15 protein-coding genes are annotated in these 18,310 nt (G+C 69.7%); 7 read left to right on the top strand and 8 right to left on the bottom strand.

The window, feature by feature from the left end:
- Nucleotides 1-436: 436 nt before the first annotated feature.
- The 3 genes from ACHFIV_RS10675 to ACHFIV_RS10665 all read right to left on the bottom strand — a co-directional run bounded on the left by ACHFIV_RS10675 (nucleotide 437) and on the right by ACHFIV_RS10665 (nucleotide 3,871).
- Nucleotides 437-1,393: a hypothetical protein gene (locus tag ACHFIV_RS10675; RefSeq protein ID WP_398966103.1), complete on the bottom strand. Its 957-nt coding sequence runs from the start codon at nucleotides 1,391-1,393 to the stop codon at nucleotides 437-439.
- Nucleotides 1,394-1,465: 72 nt separating this feature from the next.
- The gene (locus tag ACHFIV_RS10670) at nucleotides 1,466-2,941 is read right to left on the bottom strand and encodes a DUF6801 domain-containing protein (protein WP_398966101.1); all 1,476 of its coding nucleotides are present in this window, start codon (nucleotides 2,939-2,941) and stop codon (nucleotides 1,466-1,468) included.
- A 291-nt stretch (nucleotides 2,942-3,232) separates the two neighbouring features.
- A complete protein-coding gene (locus ACHFIV_RS10665) occupies nucleotides 3,233-3,871 on the bottom strand; it encodes a hypothetical protein (protein ID WP_398966099.1) in 639 nt (212 codons plus the stop codon).
- A gap of 663 nt (nucleotides 3,872-4,534) precedes the next feature.
- Here ACHFIV_RS10665 and ACHFIV_RS10660 point away from each other — a divergent pair.
- The 5 genes from ACHFIV_RS10660 (at nucleotide 4,535) to ACHFIV_RS10640 (ending at nucleotide 11,017) form a co-directional block, all read left to right on the top strand.
- Nucleotides 4,535-5,749 (top strand): helix-turn-helix domain-containing protein, encoded by a 1,215-nt coding sequence (locus tag ACHFIV_RS10660; RefSeq protein ID WP_398966096.1) that lies wholly within the window; start codon nucleotides 4,535-4,537, stop codon nucleotides 5,747-5,749.
- A gap of 199 nt (nucleotides 5,750-5,948) precedes the next feature.
- Nucleotides 5,949-6,212 (top strand): hypothetical protein, encoded by a 264-nt coding sequence (locus ACHFIV_RS10655; RefSeq protein WP_398966093.1) that lies wholly within the window; start codon nucleotides 5,949-5,951, stop codon nucleotides 6,210-6,212.
- A 73-nt stretch (nucleotides 6,213-6,285) separates the two neighbouring features.
- On the top strand, nucleotides 6,286-6,759 hold the full coding sequence (locus ACHFIV_RS10650) for an SCP2 sterol-binding domain-containing protein (protein ID WP_398966091.1): 474 nt from the start codon (nucleotides 6,286-6,288) through the stop codon (nucleotides 6,757-6,759).
- A 4-nt stretch (nucleotides 6,760-6,763) separates the two neighbouring features.
- Nucleotides 6,764-7,978, top strand: a complete 1,215-nt coding sequence (locus ACHFIV_RS10645) for an acyl-CoA dehydrogenase family protein (protein ID WP_398966088.1) — start codon at nucleotides 6,764-6,766, stop codon at nucleotides 7,976-7,978.
- A gap of 681 nt (nucleotides 7,979-8,659) precedes the next feature.
- Complete coding sequence (locus tag ACHFIV_RS10640; RefSeq protein ID WP_398966085.1) at nucleotides 8,660-11,017, top strand: chitinase C-terminal domain-containing protein; 2,358 nt, start codon at nucleotides 8,660-8,662, stop codon at nucleotides 11,015-11,017.
- A gap of 211 nt (nucleotides 11,018-11,228) precedes the next feature.
- Here ACHFIV_RS10640 and ACHFIV_RS10635 read toward each other — a convergent pair whose 3' ends face one another.
- Nucleotides 11,229-12,449 carry a cytochrome P450 gene (locus ACHFIV_RS10635; protein ID WP_398966082.1) on the bottom strand — a complete coding sequence of 407 codons (1,221 nt, stop codon included), beginning with the start codon at nucleotides 12,447-12,449 and terminating at the stop codon, nucleotides 11,229-11,231.
- Between the two features lie 106 nt (nucleotides 12,450-12,555).
- Between ACHFIV_RS10635 and ACHFIV_RS10630 the strand changes: the two genes are divergently transcribed.
- Together ACHFIV_RS10630 and ACHFIV_RS10625 are read left to right on the top strand one after the other, a co-directional pair.
- Nucleotides 12,556-13,392 carry a hypothetical protein gene (locus ACHFIV_RS10630; protein ID WP_398966079.1) on the top strand — a complete coding sequence of 279 codons (837 nt, stop codon included), beginning with the start codon at nucleotides 12,556-12,558 and terminating at the stop codon, nucleotides 13,390-13,392.
- A 55-nt stretch (nucleotides 13,393-13,447) separates the two neighbouring features.
- A complete protein-coding gene (locus ACHFIV_RS10625) occupies nucleotides 13,448-15,520 on the top strand; it encodes an MDR family MFS transporter (protein ID WP_398966076.1) in 2,073 nt (690 codons plus the stop codon).
- Nucleotides 15,521-15,564: 44 nt separating this feature from the next.
- On the opposite strand, the gene ACHFIV_RS10620 is transcribed toward ACHFIV_RS10625, so the two are convergent.
- The 4 genes from ACHFIV_RS10620 to ACHFIV_RS10605 all read right to left on the bottom strand — a co-directional run bounded on the left by ACHFIV_RS10620 (nucleotide 15,565) and on the right by ACHFIV_RS10605 (nucleotide 18,109).
- Nucleotides 15,565-16,011: a YchJ family protein gene (locus tag ACHFIV_RS10620; protein WP_398966074.1), complete on the bottom strand. Its 447-nt coding sequence runs from the start codon at nucleotides 16,009-16,011 to the stop codon at nucleotides 15,565-15,567.
- A 119-nt stretch (nucleotides 16,012-16,130) separates the two neighbouring features.
- Nucleotides 16,131-16,940: an SAM-dependent methyltransferase gene (locus tag ACHFIV_RS10615; protein ID WP_398966071.1), complete on the bottom strand. Its 810-nt coding sequence runs from the start codon at nucleotides 16,938-16,940 to the stop codon at nucleotides 16,131-16,133.
- 72 nt (nucleotides 16,941-17,012) lie between these two features.
- The gene (locus ACHFIV_RS10610; protein ID WP_398966069.1) at nucleotides 17,013-17,249 is read right to left on the bottom strand and encodes a DUF397 domain-containing protein; all 237 of its coding nucleotides are present in this window, start codon (nucleotides 17,247-17,249) and stop codon (nucleotides 17,013-17,015) included.
- On the bottom strand, nucleotides 17,249-18,109 hold the full coding sequence (locus ACHFIV_RS10605) for a helix-turn-helix domain-containing protein (RefSeq protein WP_398966066.1): 861 nt from the start codon (nucleotides 18,107-18,109) through the stop codon (nucleotides 17,249-17,251). The genes ACHFIV_RS10610 and ACHFIV_RS10605 overlap by 1 nt, the downstream gene beginning before the upstream one ends.
- Between the last annotated feature and the right edge of the window lie 201 nt (nucleotides 18,110-18,310).

The following is an 18,310-nucleotide window of genomic DNA, read 5'->3' as shown; positions in this document are numbered from 1 at the left end:
GGCGGAGCCGTGCGACACCGGCGGTGGGGAGAACCCCTGCCCCGGCGAGTGGGTGGAGGGCCGGAGCAACTCCCGGAGGAATCCCGGCTCAAGGGGGCTAGGCCAGGACTCCGCGTGCGTCGAACAAGCAGGTGCGGACGCGTTTCCGATCTGCTCAAGCGGGACGTTACGGGCCGGTAACCTGAGTCCGCAATAGCGTTTCACCAATTTTCTCCGGGGCGATTGCACAGCACCCATTTCTTGTTCTCCGGTGAGCATTCCGGGCGCGAAACCTATCGACAAGTGAGGACCCCGAGGCCGGAACGGAAAACTCCGGAAGCTGCTCCCGGACAGGCCGAAGCCCGCTCCGACCAGGGCTCGAACGGTCGGAGCGGGCTCGTGGGAGGGCGGGTGCCGGACGCACCAAGTGACAAGAAGCCGGGTGCGGTTCCTCCGGCTACTTCACCGCGGAGTGCCAGCTCTCGGCGAGCTCCTTGCCCGCGTTGGGAACGGACACACCCGGTGCGGTGAGACCGGCCGTGTAGGTCTTGGCGTCGTTCAGGACGAGGTTGTTCGAGCCGGCGGCGGCGGGCAGGCCGACCTTGAGGTCGATCGCCCAGCTGAGAAGACCCGCGAGACCGCAGCCGTTGGCCTTCGGCACGGAGAACTGGCTGTCCCCCTGGGCGGCGCCCGACAGCGCGAGCTGGATCAGCGAACCCTCGTCCTGGTTCGCGCTTCCGTCAGCGTTGAAACGGGAGGCGGCCAGAGTCGGGGCACTGATGTTCCCCGGACGCAGAAGCACCGGGTTGCTGCTGCTGCCTATGTAGCAGCTGGATCCCAGCAGCGGGTTCTCCAGACGGATCTTGACGGGCAGCTTGACGATCGGCCCGGAGGAGATCCCTGCGACCAGGCTGAACTCGGTCGGCGTGCCGGCCGACTCGACCGTGGCGGTCACCTTGTTCAGGGTGGCGTTGGTGATCTGCCCGCAGACGGCCGAGACGACCGGGATGTTGCTGGGGCACATGATGCCGAGGAGCCCGCCGGGGATGGTGGTCTTCCCGCTGATGATGGATCCGGCCGCCGGCGGAACGACCGTGTAGGTTCCCTCGGCCGGGTGCTGGATGACGCCGAACTGCAGGTTCGTGGACCCGGTCGTCGCCGTGGTGTTGCCCAGCTTGATCGTCCCGTTGGGCGAGGTCGACGTCACGCACAGGGGGACGTCGGTGTCGCCGTCCGTCGCGAGCATCGCGGGCGCGTCCACCGGGCAGCGGTCGAACGGAGCCCAGGCGCCGTTGAGCTGGGTCGCGGCGGCGGTGGCGGCACCGGCCGGCGACGCGGTCAGGGGCATGACCAGCGCGGCGGACGCGGCGACGGCTCCGCCGGCCTTGATCCAGGTCTTCGAGGCAGATCTCATTGTTCCCTCAATTCGGTTGAAGGCTCGGGGGACAGCAGTGCTCGGCAAGGTGGTCGTGTGGGCGACCGCGGGTCAGCGCGTCGCCTTCGGAATGTCCTGGGGCTGGTACTCGGGGGTACAGGCGTTGCCGGTCGAAGGAACGCAGGGCGCCCCCTGGACCTGCTTGACGAATCCGGGAGCTCCGGACAGGGAGGCGGTGAAGAGACTGTCCAGATCCTCGTCCACCCCGCACCCCTTGAAGGGGGGGATCGTCACCGTCCCGGTCAGTTCCCCTCCGGTCACCACCGTGTAGCCCTCGTTGCCCTTCTCCGCGTCCCAGGTCCCGAGGCCGGCGAGTGACAGCCGGAACGGCCGCTCCGTCCGACAGCTCTCCCCCACGTCCAGCGCGACACCGTTGACCTTCACGTCGTAGAGCCGCAGGACGAAGTCCATGTCGACGCTGGTGGTGGTCTTGGTGAACCCACTGTTGAGGAGATCGGTGATGCCGTGGGAGACCACGTTCCGGTCCTGGGGCGAGTCGGGCTCGGGAGGGATCTGTGTCATCTCCAGGGTGGCCGTCGTCGGCATGAACCCGAACGTCAGGAACGTCCCCTTGGTGGGCGGGAGCTGCGGCTTCCCCTTGTAGTCCAGCACGATCGCCGCGTTCAGGATCGCGTGCACGTAGGGGAACTCGAGGTAGTTCTCGCCGTCGTACGTGTGGATCCGCGCGCAGGCCGGGGGGAACTTGGTGGCGCCGTCGAGTTTGGTCACGTTCGCATAGCCGGCCACGTAGGCGACCATGTCACGGCCCTCCTCGTTCATCGGGTCCCCGACGCACGGGGGCGCGGCCGCGGACACGGGCTCCTCCGCCCGTTTCCCGACCTCGGGCACGAGGGACCGGCCCTGCTCCTCACCGTCGGGCCACTCGTCGGACGCGGACGGTTGCGGCGTTGGCGTCCCGGCACCACCACCCACGCCGACCGTCGCCAGCGTCGTCTCCTGACCGGCGTCCACCACGCACTCCACGGAGAGAGCCGGCGGCTCCGCCGGAGCACCGTCGGCCTTCTTCACGGCCAGGTCCACCGAGAGCGCGGAGGCCTTGAACGACAAGTCGCCCGGCGCCCCGGGCTGGACGTAGGGCACACTCCCGGCCGTGTTCAGCGTCAGCTCGCCCGCCTCCGGAACCGGCGCCGCGTCGGCGGCCGTCGCGACCCACTCCGCCCGGGCCTGCCGGCCCTCCTGGACGACATCGACGGAAAGGTGTGCCTCCGCGCTCACGGCCGCCGCTCCGGCCTCGGCGAGGGCGGCCGGCACCGCCTCCGGCAGAGTCAGGTCCAGCGCCATCTCCTCGGGCTGGATCATCTGTCCTGCATGAGCCGATTCGGGGACGTTCACGGCCAGCCGGACCTTCACCGGCTGTTCGCCCTCCGGGAAGTCACACGTGTAGGCCAGCTCCGCGTCGACCTCCTGCGTACCGGAAGCGGCCTGTGCGCCGGGGATCATCCCTCCGAGCAGCACGGCAGCGGCCACTGCGGCACTGCGCGCGGTGCGCCTGCGCGTTCCCGCCATACGACTTCCCTTCACTGACGATGTCCCCTTCCCGGACGACCGGACGTGCCTCGTGCGCCGGACGGATCCCGGCACACTCGCCACCCCCGGGTGGACTCCCCATCGGTGACGGCCCACCGGTGACGCCGCCGCCGGAGGTGTCCGCCCCGGACCTCGGTGAGGACCTGCTCGCAGTCGGCTTCTCCGGCGCCGCGACGGGCAGGACGGGCACGGCGTGCCCGGCGCAGTGATCGCGCAGCGGGCGTCCCCGCTGCGCGATCACTCACGACCGGTACCGGGTCCGCGACCGGATCAGGGGGTGTACACGATGCCCGGCTTGATGGCCGTGCCCTTCTTGACCGCGTTGTACTTGGCGGTGTAGATCGGGTGCTGGCCCACGGCCGCGATGCCGGTGCAGCCCGGGGTCACGGTGGCGACCGTCAGCTGGTAGGTGGCGTTGTTGCCGATCGTCAGCTGGCCGCTGGTGTTGTTGTAGGACGCCGTGACGTTACCCGTCACCGTGAAGGTGCAGGTGAGGACCGTCACCGAGGCCTGCACCCCGGAGATGTACCCGGTGGTGGTCCCGGCGCTGTAGCTGTTCGCCTTCAGCTGCCACGCCGGGGAGGTGGTGGCGGCCGGCGTCACCGGGCCGAACGGGCTGGTGCACCCGCTCCAGGTCAGTGGAGCGATGGTGCCGACCGTCACGTTCGAGGTACCGGAGGCGGTCGCCAGCACGGCACTGGCCGCGGACGACGTACACGTCATCGGGATGCCGTTGAGGCTGAGCGAGACGGTGCCGGCGGAGGTTGCCGAGACCGCCACCGGAGAGGGGGCCGGGGTGACGGTCCAGGTCGGAGCCGCGACGCCGGCGGTGGCGGTGGTGGCGGCGAGGGTGACAGTGGCCGCGGCGGCACCGGCCGCGAGCGCGATCTTTCTCAGAGAGTTGCGCACAGTGATTTCCTCCGATTCGACAGTGCGGGCGCACTGTTGCGGGGACAGCACCCGAATTCCTGCAAAGGTGCAGGGAGTGCCGCGATGAATCGTGTTGCGTGGGGGCCGTGCTGCTCTTTCAGCCACACACGTTCTGTGACAGGCCGTGACGTTACTTGCGGGAAACTTCGAGCACAATCCGTTCGGTCAAGATTGGTTCGGCGATTTTTTTTCCTCGTCAGCAGGTAAGTAATTCACCCGGCGCACTTGTCACTTGGTGCGCAATATCCCTGCGAAATGCCGGATGCCCGCCGGGATGCCCGGTCCGGCTCCGCAGCCGCCAGAGGCGTCGCAGAAGATCGGGATGTACCGGGCGGGGAGTCGGGGAACGCCTCCCGGTCCGGCCGTGCGCGGGGCCGCGCCACCGCTCCATCGGCGGCCTGGACGCGGTCGGCGGCCGAAAACATTGTCCGGAAGTGAGTATTTACCGTCCCACCTGCACAGAAGGGCCACAACAGGGCCACGTTGCGTGTCCCCTGCACTTCGATCCTGCCCAGGCGGTGTCCACCCCGCCCGACTTGGTCTATCTTCGGCGCCGATGTTGGTATACACCTGTCGGTCCGTGGGAGCGCTTTCCCCCACCTGCTCCACCCACGCCGGGCCCGGGAAAGCAAGGGGACGGTCATGCCGAGACTTATTCAGCCGCTGGACACCGGAGACCCGCTGGGGCCCCTCCCCCAGGAGTTCGCCGCGATCATGCGGCCCGAACTGCCGAGCCTGATCAAAGAGATAGGCATGGAAGTGACCCGGGCCTATCCGGAATACGCGCGTCTGCTCAACGGCCCCAACGGCACGTCCATCAGGATGGGTGTCGAGCAGAGCCTTTCCTCCTTCGTGGACCTGGTCGCCGAGCCCTCGGCCCCCACCGTTCTGCGCGACGACATGTGCCGCAGGTTCGGCAGGTTCGAGGCGTACGAGGGCCGGACCATGGACGCGCTCCAGGGCGCGTACCGGCTGGGCGCGCGGGTAGCGCTGCGGCGTGCCAAGAAGGTGGGGCGCAGTTACAACTTCTCACCCGCGCTGATGCTCAGCTTCGCCGACGCCTTGTTCGCGTACGTGGACGAACTGGAGTCGCTGTCGCGCGAGGGCTATCTGGAGGTGCAGGCCCAGTCCGACCAGCAGGGCGAAGCGGTGCGCCGGCGGCTGCTCCACCTGATCCTCACCGGCAGACCGGTGCCCCGCAGCGCCATCGCCGAGCTGTGCGAGCAGACCGGGTGGACGCTCCCCGAGCAGGTCACCCTCGTCGCGGTGCGCGCCTCGTCCGGCCTCGACCGGATCAGCGCCGACCACGACGTGCTGATCGACCCCGGGGACCCGCAGCCGCACCTGCTGGTCCCCGGGCCGATGAACGAGGCGCGCAGGCAGATGCTCGACCGGACCGTGCCGGGAGGTGGCGCGGCCGTCGGGCTGACCGTCCCGACCGCACGCGCCGCCGACTCGGTCCGCTGGGCCCGGCGCGCCCTCGAACTCGTCGACGCGGGGGTCATCGACGACGCGCCCGTCATCCTGTGCGAGGACCACCTCCTCACCCTGTGGCTCCTCTCCGACCCCGCTCTCCTGGACCAGCTCGCCGAGCGCGAGCTGGCCCCCGTCTCCGGCATCAGCGCCACACGGCGCGAGCGGCTGATCGAGACACTGCGGATCTGGCTCGACACCCGGGGCACCGCTGCCCAGATGGGCGAACTGCTGGACATCCACCCACAGACGGTCCGCTACCGGATGCGCAGCCTGGAGGCCATCTTCGGCGACCAGCTCACCGATCCCGAGAGGCGCTTCTCCACCGAAGCCGTGCTGCGCGCCATGCGGTTACGGGCCCGCAGCGGCCAGTCGCTCAACTGAGGGGGCATCACACGCCGTTCACGGAGTCAACTTACCGCCAGGTAACGCGAAATAGACGGTCAGTCCCAAACGGTTGCGACACGGAGACGTTCTCAACGAGAAACCCGGAACTGCGTCCCGTTACATAGGGAGGAGCGGCGGCCCACCGGCCGTCGCCGAGCACAGCCTCCTGGCCAACCATCCGAGAGGGAACCCCCCGATGACCGCCTCGCACCTCCTCGTCCCCGTGCCGATCCCCGACCGGGTCGCCGCGCTGATCGGCTCCTGCACCCCGCAGCACATCCTGCAGGCGGAGTTCGACGCCGACTGCGCCGCCCGCGAGGTGCGCAGGTTCCGGGGACCGAGGCTCGGCATCGAGGACCAGGCCGACCGCGAGCAGGCCCTGTCCGAGCTGGCGTGGGCCAACAAGGTCCTGTCCGCCCGGCATCCGCACCTCGCGGTGCGACCGGACGGCGCCTGGTGACGCCTGCTTGCGAAGCGGCGCCGGCCGCCTTACCTTACTCAAAAGTAAGTTGACTCTTGAGTAAGGATTTGGCGTGGCCGACCACAGCAGCGGCAACCTCACCGACGAACTGTCCGGGCTCGACTTCGCCGCCGTCTCCCCGCAGGAGTTCGCGCGGATCGTCAAGGGCCTGTCCGCCGCGCAGCTCGGCGAGGTCATGCACGGTGACCTGCGCGCCCGGGTGCTGAGTGAGGTCTTCGCCCGGATGCGGCAGCAGTTCCGCCCCGAAGCGGCCGGCCGGCTGAAGGCCCTGATCCGCTGGAAGATCACCGGTGAGAGCGAGGAGGTCTACGAGACCTCCATAGCCGACGGGGCGTGCACGGTGAGCGCGGGCCGCTCCGACGCCGAGCCCCGTACGACACTGGTGATGGGCGACGCCGAGTTCCTCAAGCTGGTCTCCGGTAACGGCAATCCCGTGACGATGTTCATGATGCGCAAGCTGAAGGTGGCCGGTGACGTAGGACTGGCCTCCGGCCTGACCCGCTACTTCGACATCCCGAAGGCCTGAGCCCGTGAGCTACTTCTCCCTCGCTCTGACCGAGGAACAGCAGGACCTGCGCGACTGGGTGCACGGCTTCGCCGCTCAGGTGGTGCGCCCCGCGGCGGCCGAGTGGGACGCCCGGGAGGAGACGCCCTGGCCCGTCATCCAGGAGGCCGCCAGGATCGGTCTGTACGGGTTCGAGTCACTCGCCGACATGTACGGGGACCCGAGCGGACTCTCCCTCCAGATCGCCAACGAGGAGCTGTTCTGGGGCGACGCGGGGATCGGCATGGCACTCTTCGGCACCTCGCTCGCGGTCGCCGGGATCTTCGCCTCCGGCACACCCGACCAGCTCGCCGAGTGGGTACCGCAGTGCTACGGCGACGAGGAGGACCCGAAGGTGGCGGCGTTCTGCGTCTCCGAGCCGCAGGCGGGTTCCGACGTCTCCGCCATGGCCACCAGGGCGCGTTACGACGAGGCCAGGGACGAATGGGTGCTCTCCGGCCAGAAGGCCTGGATCACCAACGGCGGGATCGCCGGGATCCACGTGGTGGTCGCCTCCGTCGAACCCACGCTCGGCGCCCGCGGGCAGGCGGCGTTCATCGTCCCGCCGGGCACGCGAGGCTTGGCGGCGGGCCGCACCATCAAGAAGCTCGGCCTGCGCGCCTCGCACACGGCGGACGTCTTCCTCGACGACGTACGCGTCCCGGGCCACTGCCTGCTGGGCGGGAAGGAGAAGCTGGACGCCCGTCTCGCCCGCGCCCGGGAGGGCTCCACCGCCAAGGGACAGGCCGCCATGGCCACGTTCGAGGTCAGCCGCCCGACGGTGGGGGCGCAGGCGCTGGGCATCGCACGGGCCGCGTACGAGTACGCGCTGGAGTACGCGGGAGAGCGCGAGGCGTTCGGCCGGCCCATCATCGAGAACCAGTCGATCGCGTTCGCCCTCGCGGACCTACGCACCGAGATCGAGGCCGTACGCCTGCTGATCTGGCAGGCCGCGTGGATGGCCCGCAACGACCGGACCTTCGACGCCGGTCAGGGGTCGATGTCCAAGCTCCGCGCCGGTGAGCTCGCGGTCGCGGCGACGGAGAAGGCGGTCCAGATACTCGGCGGCGCCGGGTACAGCAGGGAGCACCCGGTGGAACGGATGTACCGGGACGCCAAGATCTACACCATTTTCGAGGGCACGAGCGAGATCCAGCGCCTGGTCATCTCCCGGGCCATCTCGGGCCGCCACATCCGCTGAGGCCCGCCCGAGGGTCGTCCCTGCCCGGTGATCGGCGCGCTGCGCCGGTTGCGGTGCGGCGCAAGGCGGAGGGGCGACCGCATACGGGTTGTATCCGGGTGTGCCGACAACGCGGCGAGGTAGCTGTCTCGCGCGCCCGCCAGGAGACTACCGGGCAGCCCTTTTGAGGACCTGCCCAGCGGACTGGAAGGGCGGATGCCGCTCGTCGTCGACGTCACACGCGGTCGGCGGATCACCCGCCGGCGGGGCGCCGGCGGGTGTCACCGGCGCACCTTCTGGTGCGTCTCCCTGTCCGGCGTGCAGCCACGTCAGGCTGAGCTTGGCCCAGACGTTCCCGGGGCTGTCCGCGCCGCCGTCCTCGGCCGTGCGCTCCCACCTGAGCGCACGGCCCGCGAGACCTCGGCGCGCACCAGTCGCAAAGCGCGTGCGGCCCGGACGGCACGCCGGCATTCCTTCAGCGCCGCTCTCGCGCGGGCCGGGTTCGGCCGGCGCGGAACGCGCGCCTACGACCGGTCTTTGGTCCAGACCTATTGACGAGTTGGTCTAGTCCTCTTAACGTTCCCTTCATCTTTTCAGGGAGCCGGCCCGTCGGATGCGCGCACGTCGCGGGCCAACCAGTCTCACCCTTGCGCATGTTGATCCACGTTGTGTCCCGACATCCTCCCCTCCCCAGGAGGCACCATGCCGTCTCCCACACGTACGAGAGCGATCCTTCTGGCATCCGGCGCCACAATCGCCGGACTGCTGGTCGGCGGGCTCTCGTCCGGCGTCTCGCACGCCGCCGACAACGAGTCGTGCCGCCCCGACGGGCTGTACAGGACGGCCGGCGTCGACGTCCCCTACTGCTCGGTCTACGACTCCGAGGGCCGCGAGAAGATGGGCGCGGACCACCAGCGCCGCGTCATCGGCTACTTCACCGGGTGGCGCACCGGCAAGGACGGCACCCCCGCCTACCTCGCCAACAACATCCCGTGGTCCAAGGTCACCCACCTGAACTACGCCTTCGCCCACGTCGGCGGGGACAACAAGATCTCCGTGGGCGCGGACAACGCGAACAACGCGGCCACCGGGATGACCTGGCCGGGTGTCGCGGGCGCCGAGATGGATCCGGCCCTCCCCTACAAGGGCCACTTCAACCAGCTGACGAAGTTCAAGAAGCAGTACCCGAACGTGAAGACGCTGATCTCGGTGGGCGGCTGGGCCGAGACAGGCGGGTACTTCGGCGACGACGGCAACCGGGTCGCCTCCGGCGGCTTCTACTCGATGGCCACCAACGCCGACGGCTCGGTCAACCAGGCCGGCATCGACACCTTCGCGAACTCCTCGGTCGAATTCATCCGCACGTACGGGTTCAACGGCGTCGACATCGACTACGAGTACCCGACCACCATGAAGGACGCGGGCAACCCGCTGGACTGGCAGCTCTCCAACGCCCGCCGGGCCGGGCTGGTCAAGGGCTACGCGGCCCTGATGAAGTCGCTGCGCGAAAAGCTCGACCGCGCGGGCGCCGCCGACGGCAAGCACTACCTGCTCACCGTCGCCGCCCCTTCCTCCGGCTACCTGCTGCGGGGCATGGAGACGTTCCAGATGCAGAAGTACCTGGACTACGTCAACATCATGTCCTACGACCTGCACGGCGCGTGGAACGAGTACGTCGGCCCCAACGCCTCGCTGTTCGACGACGGCAAGGACGCCGAGCTGGCGTCCGCGAACGTCTACGGCAGCTCCCAGTACGGAGGCGTCGGGTACCTCAACACCGACTGGGCCTACCACTACTTCCGCGGCTCGATGCCGGCGGGGCGCATCAACATCGGACTGCCGTACTACACCCGCGGCCACAAGAACGTGCAGGGCGGCACCGACGGGTTGTGGGGCAAGGCGTCCGCGACGACCTGCCCGGCCGGTGCCGGACTGACCAAGTGCGGTGACGGCGCCGTGGGCATCGACAACCTGTGGCACGACAAGGACACCAACGGGGTCGAGTCCCCCGCCGGTTCCAATCCGATGTGGCACGCCAAGAATCTGGAGAAGGGGATCGTCGGCGACTACGTCACCACGTACGGCTTCCCCGCGAACACCAAGCTGACCGGCACCTACGCCCGCAAGTACGACGCCACGCTGGTCGCGCCGTGGCTGTGGAACGCCCAGAAGAAGGTCTTCCTCTCCACCGAGGACGAGCAGTCGGTGGCGGCCAAGGCCGACTACGTCGTGGACCGCGGCATCGGCGGCACCATGGTCTGGGAGATGGCGGGCGACTACGCCTGGAACGCCGCGAAGGGCCAGTACGAGATGGGCGACACGCTCACCTCGCTGATGTACGACAAGTTCAAGGCGGCCCCTCCGTACGGCGCGAGCAAGTCCGGCACGGCGCTGCCGAAGAAGGCGGTGGACGTGGCCACGGAGTTCACCGAGTTCAAGCTCGGCGACTCCAACTACCCGATCACGCCGAAAATCAAGATCACCAACAACACCCGGACCGCGCTGCCGGGCGGCACCGAGTTCCAGTTCGACTACGCGACCTCGGCTCCGGCCAACGCCTCGGACCAGTCCGGATTCGGCACGAAGGTCATCAGCAGCGACCACACCGGCAGCAACGTCGGTGGTCTGAAGGGCGACTTCCACCGGGTCTCCCTGAAGCTCCCGGCATGGCAGGCACTGGCTCCCGGCGCCTCGGTCGACCTGGCGTTCAACTACTACCTGCCGGTGTCCACGCCCTCCAACTGGACGGTGAACATCTCCGGCACGACCTACGCCCTCGCCGGCGACCTGGCGCGCGGCACCACGGTGGTGGAGCCGGGCACCACCACCCCGCCCACCACGCCGCCCACCACTCCCCCCACCTCCCCTCCGACCACGCCGCCGACGACCCCTCCGGGCGGCACCTGCACCGTCCCGGCGTACGTCGCGGGCCAGGTCTACAACAGCGGCAACGTGGTCGCGCACAAGGGCCGCACCTGGAAAGCCGGTTGGTGGACGCAGAACGAGGAGCCCGGCACCACCGGCGACTGGGGCGTCTGGAAGGACCAGGGCGCGTGCTGACCCCCGGCCTGTCCGCTTGACCCGACGAGTGTGAGGACCCGGTGGCCCGGCAGCCACCGGGTCCTCCCGCGTCCGCTGCTCGTAGGCCGGCGCCGTGTCCACGCATCCGAGGACGCCGTGCAGGACGTCCGGCCGCCGTGGGACGCCGCCGACCGGGAGCCTGTCACGTGCCCGGGGCCCGGTTGGCCGAGCCGGTCACCCCCGCTCGGCCTCACGCCGGCGTGAACCGTACGGGGAGCGACACCGGGCCCCGGGTGAAGAGGCCCTCCTCCACCGGGCTGAAGCCGTCGGCGAGCCGCAGCCCGGGCATCGCGTCGAGCAACTGGTTCACGCCTGTCTCGACCTCCGCCCTGGCCAGCAGCGCACCCACGCAGAAGTGCCGTCCGAGCGCGAAGGCCAGGTGGTCGGCGGCCGCGGAGAAGGCCGTGGTGCTGGTCAGGTCGTCACGGAACAGGTCGAAGCGGTCAGGGTCGGTGTAGCGGGCCTCGTCCCGGTTGGCCGAGCCGATCAGGCACGTGACGGTGGCGCCGGCCGGCACGGTGCCGCCGGACAGCCTCACCTCGCACGCCGTCTGGCGCATGATCATGTGGACGGGCGGGGTGTGGCGCAGTGTCTCGGCGAAGGCCCGGTCGATCAGTGAACGGTCCCGCCGCACGGCGTCGAGCTGCTCGGGGTGGGCCAGCAGATTGGCGAAGAAGGAGGCGATGGCCTTGTCGGTCGTCTCCCCGCCGGCCGCGAGGAGCAGGCTGCAGAACGCCTTGATGTCCTCGTCGGACATCCGCACGCCGTCGACCTCGGCGGCGCAGAGAGCGGAGAGCAGGTCGTCCCCGGGGTTCTCCCTGCGCCGCTGGATGACCGGGATCATGTACTCGGCGAACTCCTGGCGGGTGCGCTCCCCGGCCGCCGTGACCTCGGGGTCGCCGGCGAGGTTGCCGAGGAAGGCGATGACATCGGTGTACCAGCCGTGGAAGCGCTGGTGGTCCTCCCTGTCCAGGCCGAGCATGTCGGCGATGACCCGGACGGGGAAGCGGGTCGCGAACGCCTCGACGAGGTCGGCTTCGCCGGTGTGCCGGAAGGCGTCGATGAGCTCGCGGGCGTTGCGCTCGATGACCGGCAGGAACTTCTCCTGGAGATCCGTGCCGCGGAAGGCCGGGGCGACCAGGGCCCGGCGCACGGCGTGCTCCCTGCCGCTGAGCTGGAGGATCGTCCGGCCGTGGACGGGTTCCAGCTGCCAGTCGTAGTTCTCGGTGGTGAACTCCCGGGCCCTGTCCCTGAAGACGCGCTCGACGTCCTCGTACCGGGAGACGAGGTAACTCCCCGTGGCCTCGTGGTGGACCAGCGGGGCACTCTCGCGCATCATCCGGTAGGCCCCGTAGGGGTCGGCCGCGAAGGCGGGCGAGAGAATGTCGGGCGGTGACGAGGCCTGGGACACGTGTGACTCCTGTGGGACAGAGACCAGGGTGATGCATGACAGCGAACGGGCTGCGCCAGCAAGGCTATTGACAGTCGGCCCGATATCGAACCCCCCGGGAGTGTCCTTGAGCACCTCGTACGGCGCATCACGTCCGTCCGTCCTGTTCGTCACCGATCTCGCCTACGAGGCGCGCGGACGGCGCTACTGCGACGAGGACATCTTCCTGACGTCCAGGCTGCGTGGGACCTTCGACGTCGCGCTCTGTCACCCCCGGGACGCGGCGGCGCTGCTGGACGGGTTCGACGTGGTCGTCGTCCGCAACAGCGGACCCGTCCTGCACTACCAGGAGGCGTACGACGCCTTCCGGAGCCGGGCCCTGGAATCAGGCACCCCGGTCTACAACACGCTCGACGGGCGCGGGGACATGGCGGGCAAACAGTACCTGGTCGACCTGAGCCGGGCCGGCTTCCCGGTGATCCCGACCGTGGACCGCGCGGAGGACCTCGGGCTGCTCCCCCGGTCGGCCGGGTACGTGGTCAAGCCCAAGCTCGGCGCGGACTCCGTGGGGCTGCGGTTCACCGAGGAGCCGGAGCTCCCCCCGGACGCCGGCGGAAGCCTGCTCGTCCAGCCCAGGATCGACTTCCGCTACGAGGTGTCCTTCTACTTCGTCGACCACGACTTCCAGTACGCCCTCCACGCACCGCATCCGGCGCGCCGCTGGGTGCTCGAACCGTACGCCCCGGCTCCTGCGGACCTGGAGTTCGCGCGCCGTTTCGTCGAGTGGAACACCCTCGCGCACGGCGTCCAGCGGGTCGACGCCTGTCGTACACCGGAAGGGGACCTGCTGCTCGTCGAGCTGGAGGACCTCAATCCGTACCTGTCGCTCGACCGGGTCCCGGAGGCGGTCCGTGAGGCGTTCGTGGAACGGCTGAGTGCTTCCGTACGGGAACTGCTGGCCTGACCCGTCCGGCCCGCCCCCGCATGCGTGGGGCAGGGCCGGGTGTGAGGGTGCGAGGGTGACCACTGCCAGCGAGAGCGCCCCCGCCGCGCAGAGTGCCGCAGCGCCACCCGTGCTCGACCCCCGGCGCCGCAACATCGTGTTCGCCACGATCGTGCTGGGCATCCTGCTCGCCGCCCTCGACCAGACGATCGTGGGGACGGCGCTCCCCACGATCGTCTCGGACCTCGGCGGCGCGGAGCACATGTCGTGGGTCGTGACGGCCTATCTGCTGGCGGAGACGGTGGCGACGGTGCTGGTCGGCAAGTTCGGCGACCTCTTCGGCAGGAAGCTGATCTTCCAGATCTCGGCGGTCATCTTCATCACCGGCTCGTTCCTCTGCGGCCTCGCGTCGAACATGCTGCTGCTGATCGTCTGGCGGGGGCTCCAGGGGATCGGCGCGGGCGGGCTCATGGTCACCTCCATGGCGCTGATCGCCGATGTCATCCCGTTGCGCGACCGGGGCAAGTACCAGGGAGCGATCGGTGCCGTGTTCGGCGTGGCCACGGTCGTCGGGCCGTTGCTGGGCGGGCTGTTCACCGACCATCTGACCTGGCGCTGGGCCTTCTACGTCAACGTGCCGATCGCCGTCGTGGTCGTCATCGCCGCAGCCCGCACCATCCCCTCCGTGCGGGTCGCCGGACGCCCGGTCATCGACTACCTGGGCATCACGCTGGTCGCGGCCGGAGCCGGTGCGCTGATCCTGGGGACGAGCTGGGGCGGCAACGAGTACGCCTGGGGCTCACCGGTCATCATCGGTCTGTTCGTCGGGGGCCTCGTCGCTCTGGCCCTCTTCTGTCTGGTGGAGACGCGGGCGGAGCAGCCCATGCTGCCGATGCGGCTCTTCAGTAACCCGGTCTTCGCCGTCTGCTCGGTCCTCAGCTTCATCGTGGGCTTCGCCATGCTCGGCGCGATGATCTACCTGCCGACCTATCTGCAGTACGTCGACGGGGACTCGGCCACCCTGTCAGGGGTGCGGACCCTGCCCCTGGTGCTGGGTCTGCTGGCCGCCTCGGTCTTCAGCGGCAACGTCGTCAGCAGGACAGGTCACTACCGCCTCTTCCCCGTCATCGGTTCGCTCGTGATGGCGGCGGGCCTGTACCTCCTGTCCCGGATGGGACCGGACAGCGGAGTGTGGCTGGAGTCGCTGTACATGCTGGTCCTGGGCATCGGCATCGGTCTCTCGATGCAGGTGCTGACGATCGCCGTGCAGAATACGGTCGACTACTCCGACCTGGGCACCGCCACGTCCGGCGTGACGTTCTTCCGTACGCTCGGCAGCTCGTTCGGCACGGCGGTGTTCGGCACGATCTACGCCAACGCGCTCCGGCCGAACCTGACGCAGGGCGTCGAACAGGCCGCGCGGGCGGGAGGCGATCCGGCGTCGCTGGCACGGGCCGCGGAGAGCCCGCAGGCCGTGCACGCACTGCCCGCCGAACAGACCGCGCCCCTGGCGCAGGCGTACGCCGACACCCTGCACACGGTCTTCCTCTGGACGGTGCCGGTGGCCCTTCTGGGGTTCGTGGTCTCGCTCTTCCTGAAGCAGGTCGAGCTCCGCGACAGCGCCCGTGCGAGCTCGACCGACATGGGTGACGGCTTCGCCCAGCCGAGCAGCGGGGACGCGACGAAGGTGCTGGAGTCGGCGGTGGCCAGGATCCTGCGACGTGCCGGGCCCGGCGCGGCCCGGCGGATCGTCGCGGAGTCCGACACCCGGCTCGACATGGCAGGGGCCTGGGCCGTGATGCAGGTCGGCCTCTTCACCCGGATGGTCGGCCACGCGGGGCTCGGACTGATCGCGGCCCGGCACCGGATCCCGCCGGAGGTGCTGGTGCCGGTCTTCGACCGGATGATCGAGGAGGGCTACCTCACGGGGGACGGCCGCCTCTTCACCCACACGGCGGCGGGCAGCCGGGAGGCGGCGACGATCTCGGCGGCCTGGGGCCGCTGGCTCAACGAACGACTGGCCGAGGACGGCGCCCGGCCCGACGACCGGCAGCTGCGGGCGGCGGTCGACGTGATCGCCAAACGGCTGCTGGCGGAGGACCTGGAGCGGCAGCTGGCTCCGTCCGAGCGGGCGCCGGCCGCGGTCTGACGAGGCGGGCGCCCGGATGGGAGGGGACCGGTCACGGCCCGTGGTCAGTCGACGAAGACCGCCGACGCGTAGACCCACGCCCCGTCGTGGCGGGCGAACCGGCTCTTCTCGTGGAGCGCGTCGGGGCGGCCGTCGTCGGTGTAGTGCGCGCGGAAGGTGACCGTTCCGGTGGTGTGGAAGGCGCTGCCCTCCGTCGTGTCCAGGATCTCCAGGCCGGTCCAGCGCATCGCGGGGTCGAAGTCGACCGACGGCGGCCGGGTCCCGGGGTGCCAGGTGCGCAGCAGGTAGCCGGCGTCCCGCACGACGAAGGCGGTGTACCGCGAGCGCATGAGCGCCTCGCACGTCGGGGCGGGGGCGCCTGCGTGGAACCGGCCGCAGCACTCCCCGTAGGCGGCCGGCAGACCGCACGGGCACGGCGATGCCGGCGTCGTCCGCGGGATGTGCGCCGGGGCGGCGGGCTGCCGGCGCGGGCGTGGGGTACGTGGTGACATGCGTCCATTGTGACGTGCGGCGCGGATCGTCCGCCGGGCCGCCCTGGGACCACCTCCAGGGCGCCACCGCCGGACACGGGCGGGTGGCCCCACGGGCGGCCGGCTGGTCCTCCCGCTGATCAGCGCTTGCGGGCCACGCCCGCGTACCCGGGGATCGGCTCGTGGCCGGGGACCTCGATGACCTCGCCGAGCTCCGGGCGCCAGTCCGCGGAGAGCGAGACACCCGGCTCGACGAGCTCGAGGCCGTGGAAGAAGGCCGTGAGTTCGGCACGCGACCGGGGCCGCAGGGTCATCCCCCGGGCCTTGTACAGGGCACGCGCCTCGGCCGCGCCCTCGGGGTCGAAGTCCCCGGTGGTGTGCGAGAGCACGAGGTAGCTGCCGGAGGGCAGTCGCTCCACGAGGCGGTCCACCAGCTCCGCGGCCCCGTCCTCGTCGTCCACGAAGTGCAGGAGGGCGAGGAGGGAGAGTGCGATCGGCCGGTCGAAGTCGAGGATCCCGCCCGCTGCTTCCAGGATGGCGTCGGGCCGGCGGGCGTCGGCCTGGATGTACTCGGTGGCACCCTCGGGCGTGGACCGCAGCAGCGCCGCCGCGTGCGCGAGCACGATCGGGTCGTTGTCGCAGTAGACGACACGTGCGTCGGGTGCGGTTCGCTGGGCGATCTGGTGGAGGTTGGGTTCGGTGGGTATGCCTGAGCCGATGTCCAGGAACTGGCGCACTCCGCTCTCGGCGAGCCATCGGGTGGCCCTGTGCATGAAGGCGCGGTTGACCCGGGCCATGTCCCGGCCCCGGGCGTCCAGGGCCAGCAGCTGCCTGGCCATCTGTTCGTCGACCGGGTAGTTGTCCTTACCGCCGAGGAACCAGTCGTACATCCGTGCGGGATGCGGCTTGCTGGTGTCGATCTCGACGGCTTGGGGTTCCTGCCCGGTCATGACGCACTCCGTTGGTCGGGGAATTCGGCGAACAGCGCGTGGTGCGGAACTGTGTGTCAGGTCGTCCGTGTGTCAGGTGAGGAGGAAGTCGGCCTTCCCGGCCTTGGCGCCCTGGATGAAGGCTGCGATCTCCCCGTTGGAGTAGATGAGCGCGGGGCCGTCCGGGTCCGCGGACTGGCGGACCGCCACCCTGCCGTCCGCCAGCTTCATGGCCTCGACGCAGTTGCCCCCGTTACCACCGCTCCACGGCTTGTACCAGCCTTCGGTGCCGAGATCGGCGGCCGGCATGCCGTTGTATATGTGGTTCATCACAGCTCCTTGCGGAAGTCCCTGAGGATTTCCTTCGTGCGTTGTGCAGTTGCGGCCTGAGCCGCCATGCGGTCCATGACCTCGAGGTAGGAAGCCACCTCGGGGCGCGCGTCGAAGTAGACGGCACCGGTCAGGTACTCGCTGTAGACCATGTCGGGGAGTTCGGGAACGGCGAAGCGGAAGAGGACGAACGGGCCGTACGTGCCCGGGTGGTGGCCGGTCGCGAACTCGGCGATCTGGAGGGTCACGTTGGGGAGGTCGGTCGACTCGAGCAGGCGGTCGACCTGGGCCCGCATGGCGTCGGGACTGCCGACGGGGCGTCGCAGGACGGTCTCGTCCATCACGACCCACAGCTTCGGCGCCTCCGCCTTGGTGAGCAGGGACTGCCGTTCCATCCGCAGCGCCACGTGGCGCTCGATGTCGGCGGGCCTGGTCTGGCCGACCGCGCCGGTGCGCAGTACGGAGCGCGCGTAGTCCTCGGTCTGCAGCAGGCCGGGCACGAAGTGCGGCTCGTAGGTGCGCAGGAGGCTCGCGGCGCCCTCCAGGCTGACGTACATGCTGAACCAGTCGGGCAGCACGTCGTGGAAGCGCTGCCACCAGCCGGGTTTGTTCGCCTCCTCGGCGAGTTCGACGAAGGCGTCGGTCTCGTCGTCGGAGATTCCGTAGGCCTTCAGAAGGAGCTGGACGTAGGGGATCTTCAGGCCGACCTCGGCCGTCTCCATCCTGCGTATGGTCCCCGGGGCCACACGGAGCACCTTCGCCGCCTGGTCCCGGCTCAGGCCGACGCGCTCCCGAAGATCCTGCAGGCGCTTGCCGAGAACGACCTGGCCCACGGTCGGGGCGGACCGCGGTTCGCTCACTTCAGACCTCCCGATGCGCTGTGTGCCAGCAGTGTGCCATGCGCACGGCTCCAGGGACACAGCCACTCTGGAAATTTCAGAGTGCCCCTTGCCAAGTGTTCTTGTCAGGGGGAGAGTTGGTGACCGAACCAAGTCCGCGTGATCGCGTCCGCCCTTTTCGGGCCGACGCGAGGCGTGACACAGCCCCCACTGTGAGGAATC

The organism is Streptomyces sp. ALB3, from assembly GCF_044385685.1.
In the GTDB taxonomy this organism is placed as follows: domain Bacteria; phylum Actinomycetota; class Actinomycetes; order Streptomycetales; family Streptomycetaceae; genus Streptomyces.
The sequence above is the reverse complement of the archived record's forward strand: the minus strand, read 5'-3'. Positions and strand labels throughout refer to the sequence as shown.

What these genes read in the sequence shown, in the direction of transcription:
- ACHFIV_RS10675 (WP_398966103.1), bottom strand. Translation starts at nt 1,393, where the DNA reads ATGAGATCTGCCTCGAAGACCTGGATCAAGGCCGGCGGAGCCGTCGCC.
- ACHFIV_RS10670 (WP_398966101.1), bottom strand. Translation starts at nt 2,941, where the DNA reads ATGGCGGGAACGCGCAGGCGCACCGCGCGCAGTGCCGCAGTGGCCGCT.
- ACHFIV_RS10660 (WP_398966096.1), top strand. Translation starts at nt 4,535, where the DNA reads ATGCCGAGACTTATTCAGCCGCTGGACACCGGAGACCCGCTGGGGCCC.
- ACHFIV_RS10655 (WP_398966093.1), top strand. Translation starts at nt 5,949, where the DNA reads ATGACCGCCTCGCACCTCCTCGTCCCCGTGCCGATCCCCGACCGGGTC.
- ACHFIV_RS10640 (WP_398966085.1), top strand. Translation starts at nt 8,660, where the DNA reads ATGCCGTCTCCCACACGTACGAGAGCGATCCTTCTGGCATCCGGCGCC.
- ACHFIV_RS10620 (WP_398966074.1), bottom strand. Translation starts at nt 16,011, where the DNA reads ATGTCACCACGTACCCCACGCCCGCGCCGGCAGCCCGCCGCCCCGGCG.
- ACHFIV_RS10615 (WP_398966071.1), bottom strand. Translation starts at nt 16,940, where the DNA reads ATGACCGGGCAGGAACCCCAAGCCGTCGAGATCGACACCAGCAAGCCG.
- ACHFIV_RS10610 (WP_398966069.1), bottom strand. Translation starts at nt 17,249, where the DNA reads ATGAACCACATATACAACGGCATGCCGGCCGCCGATCTCGGCACCGAA.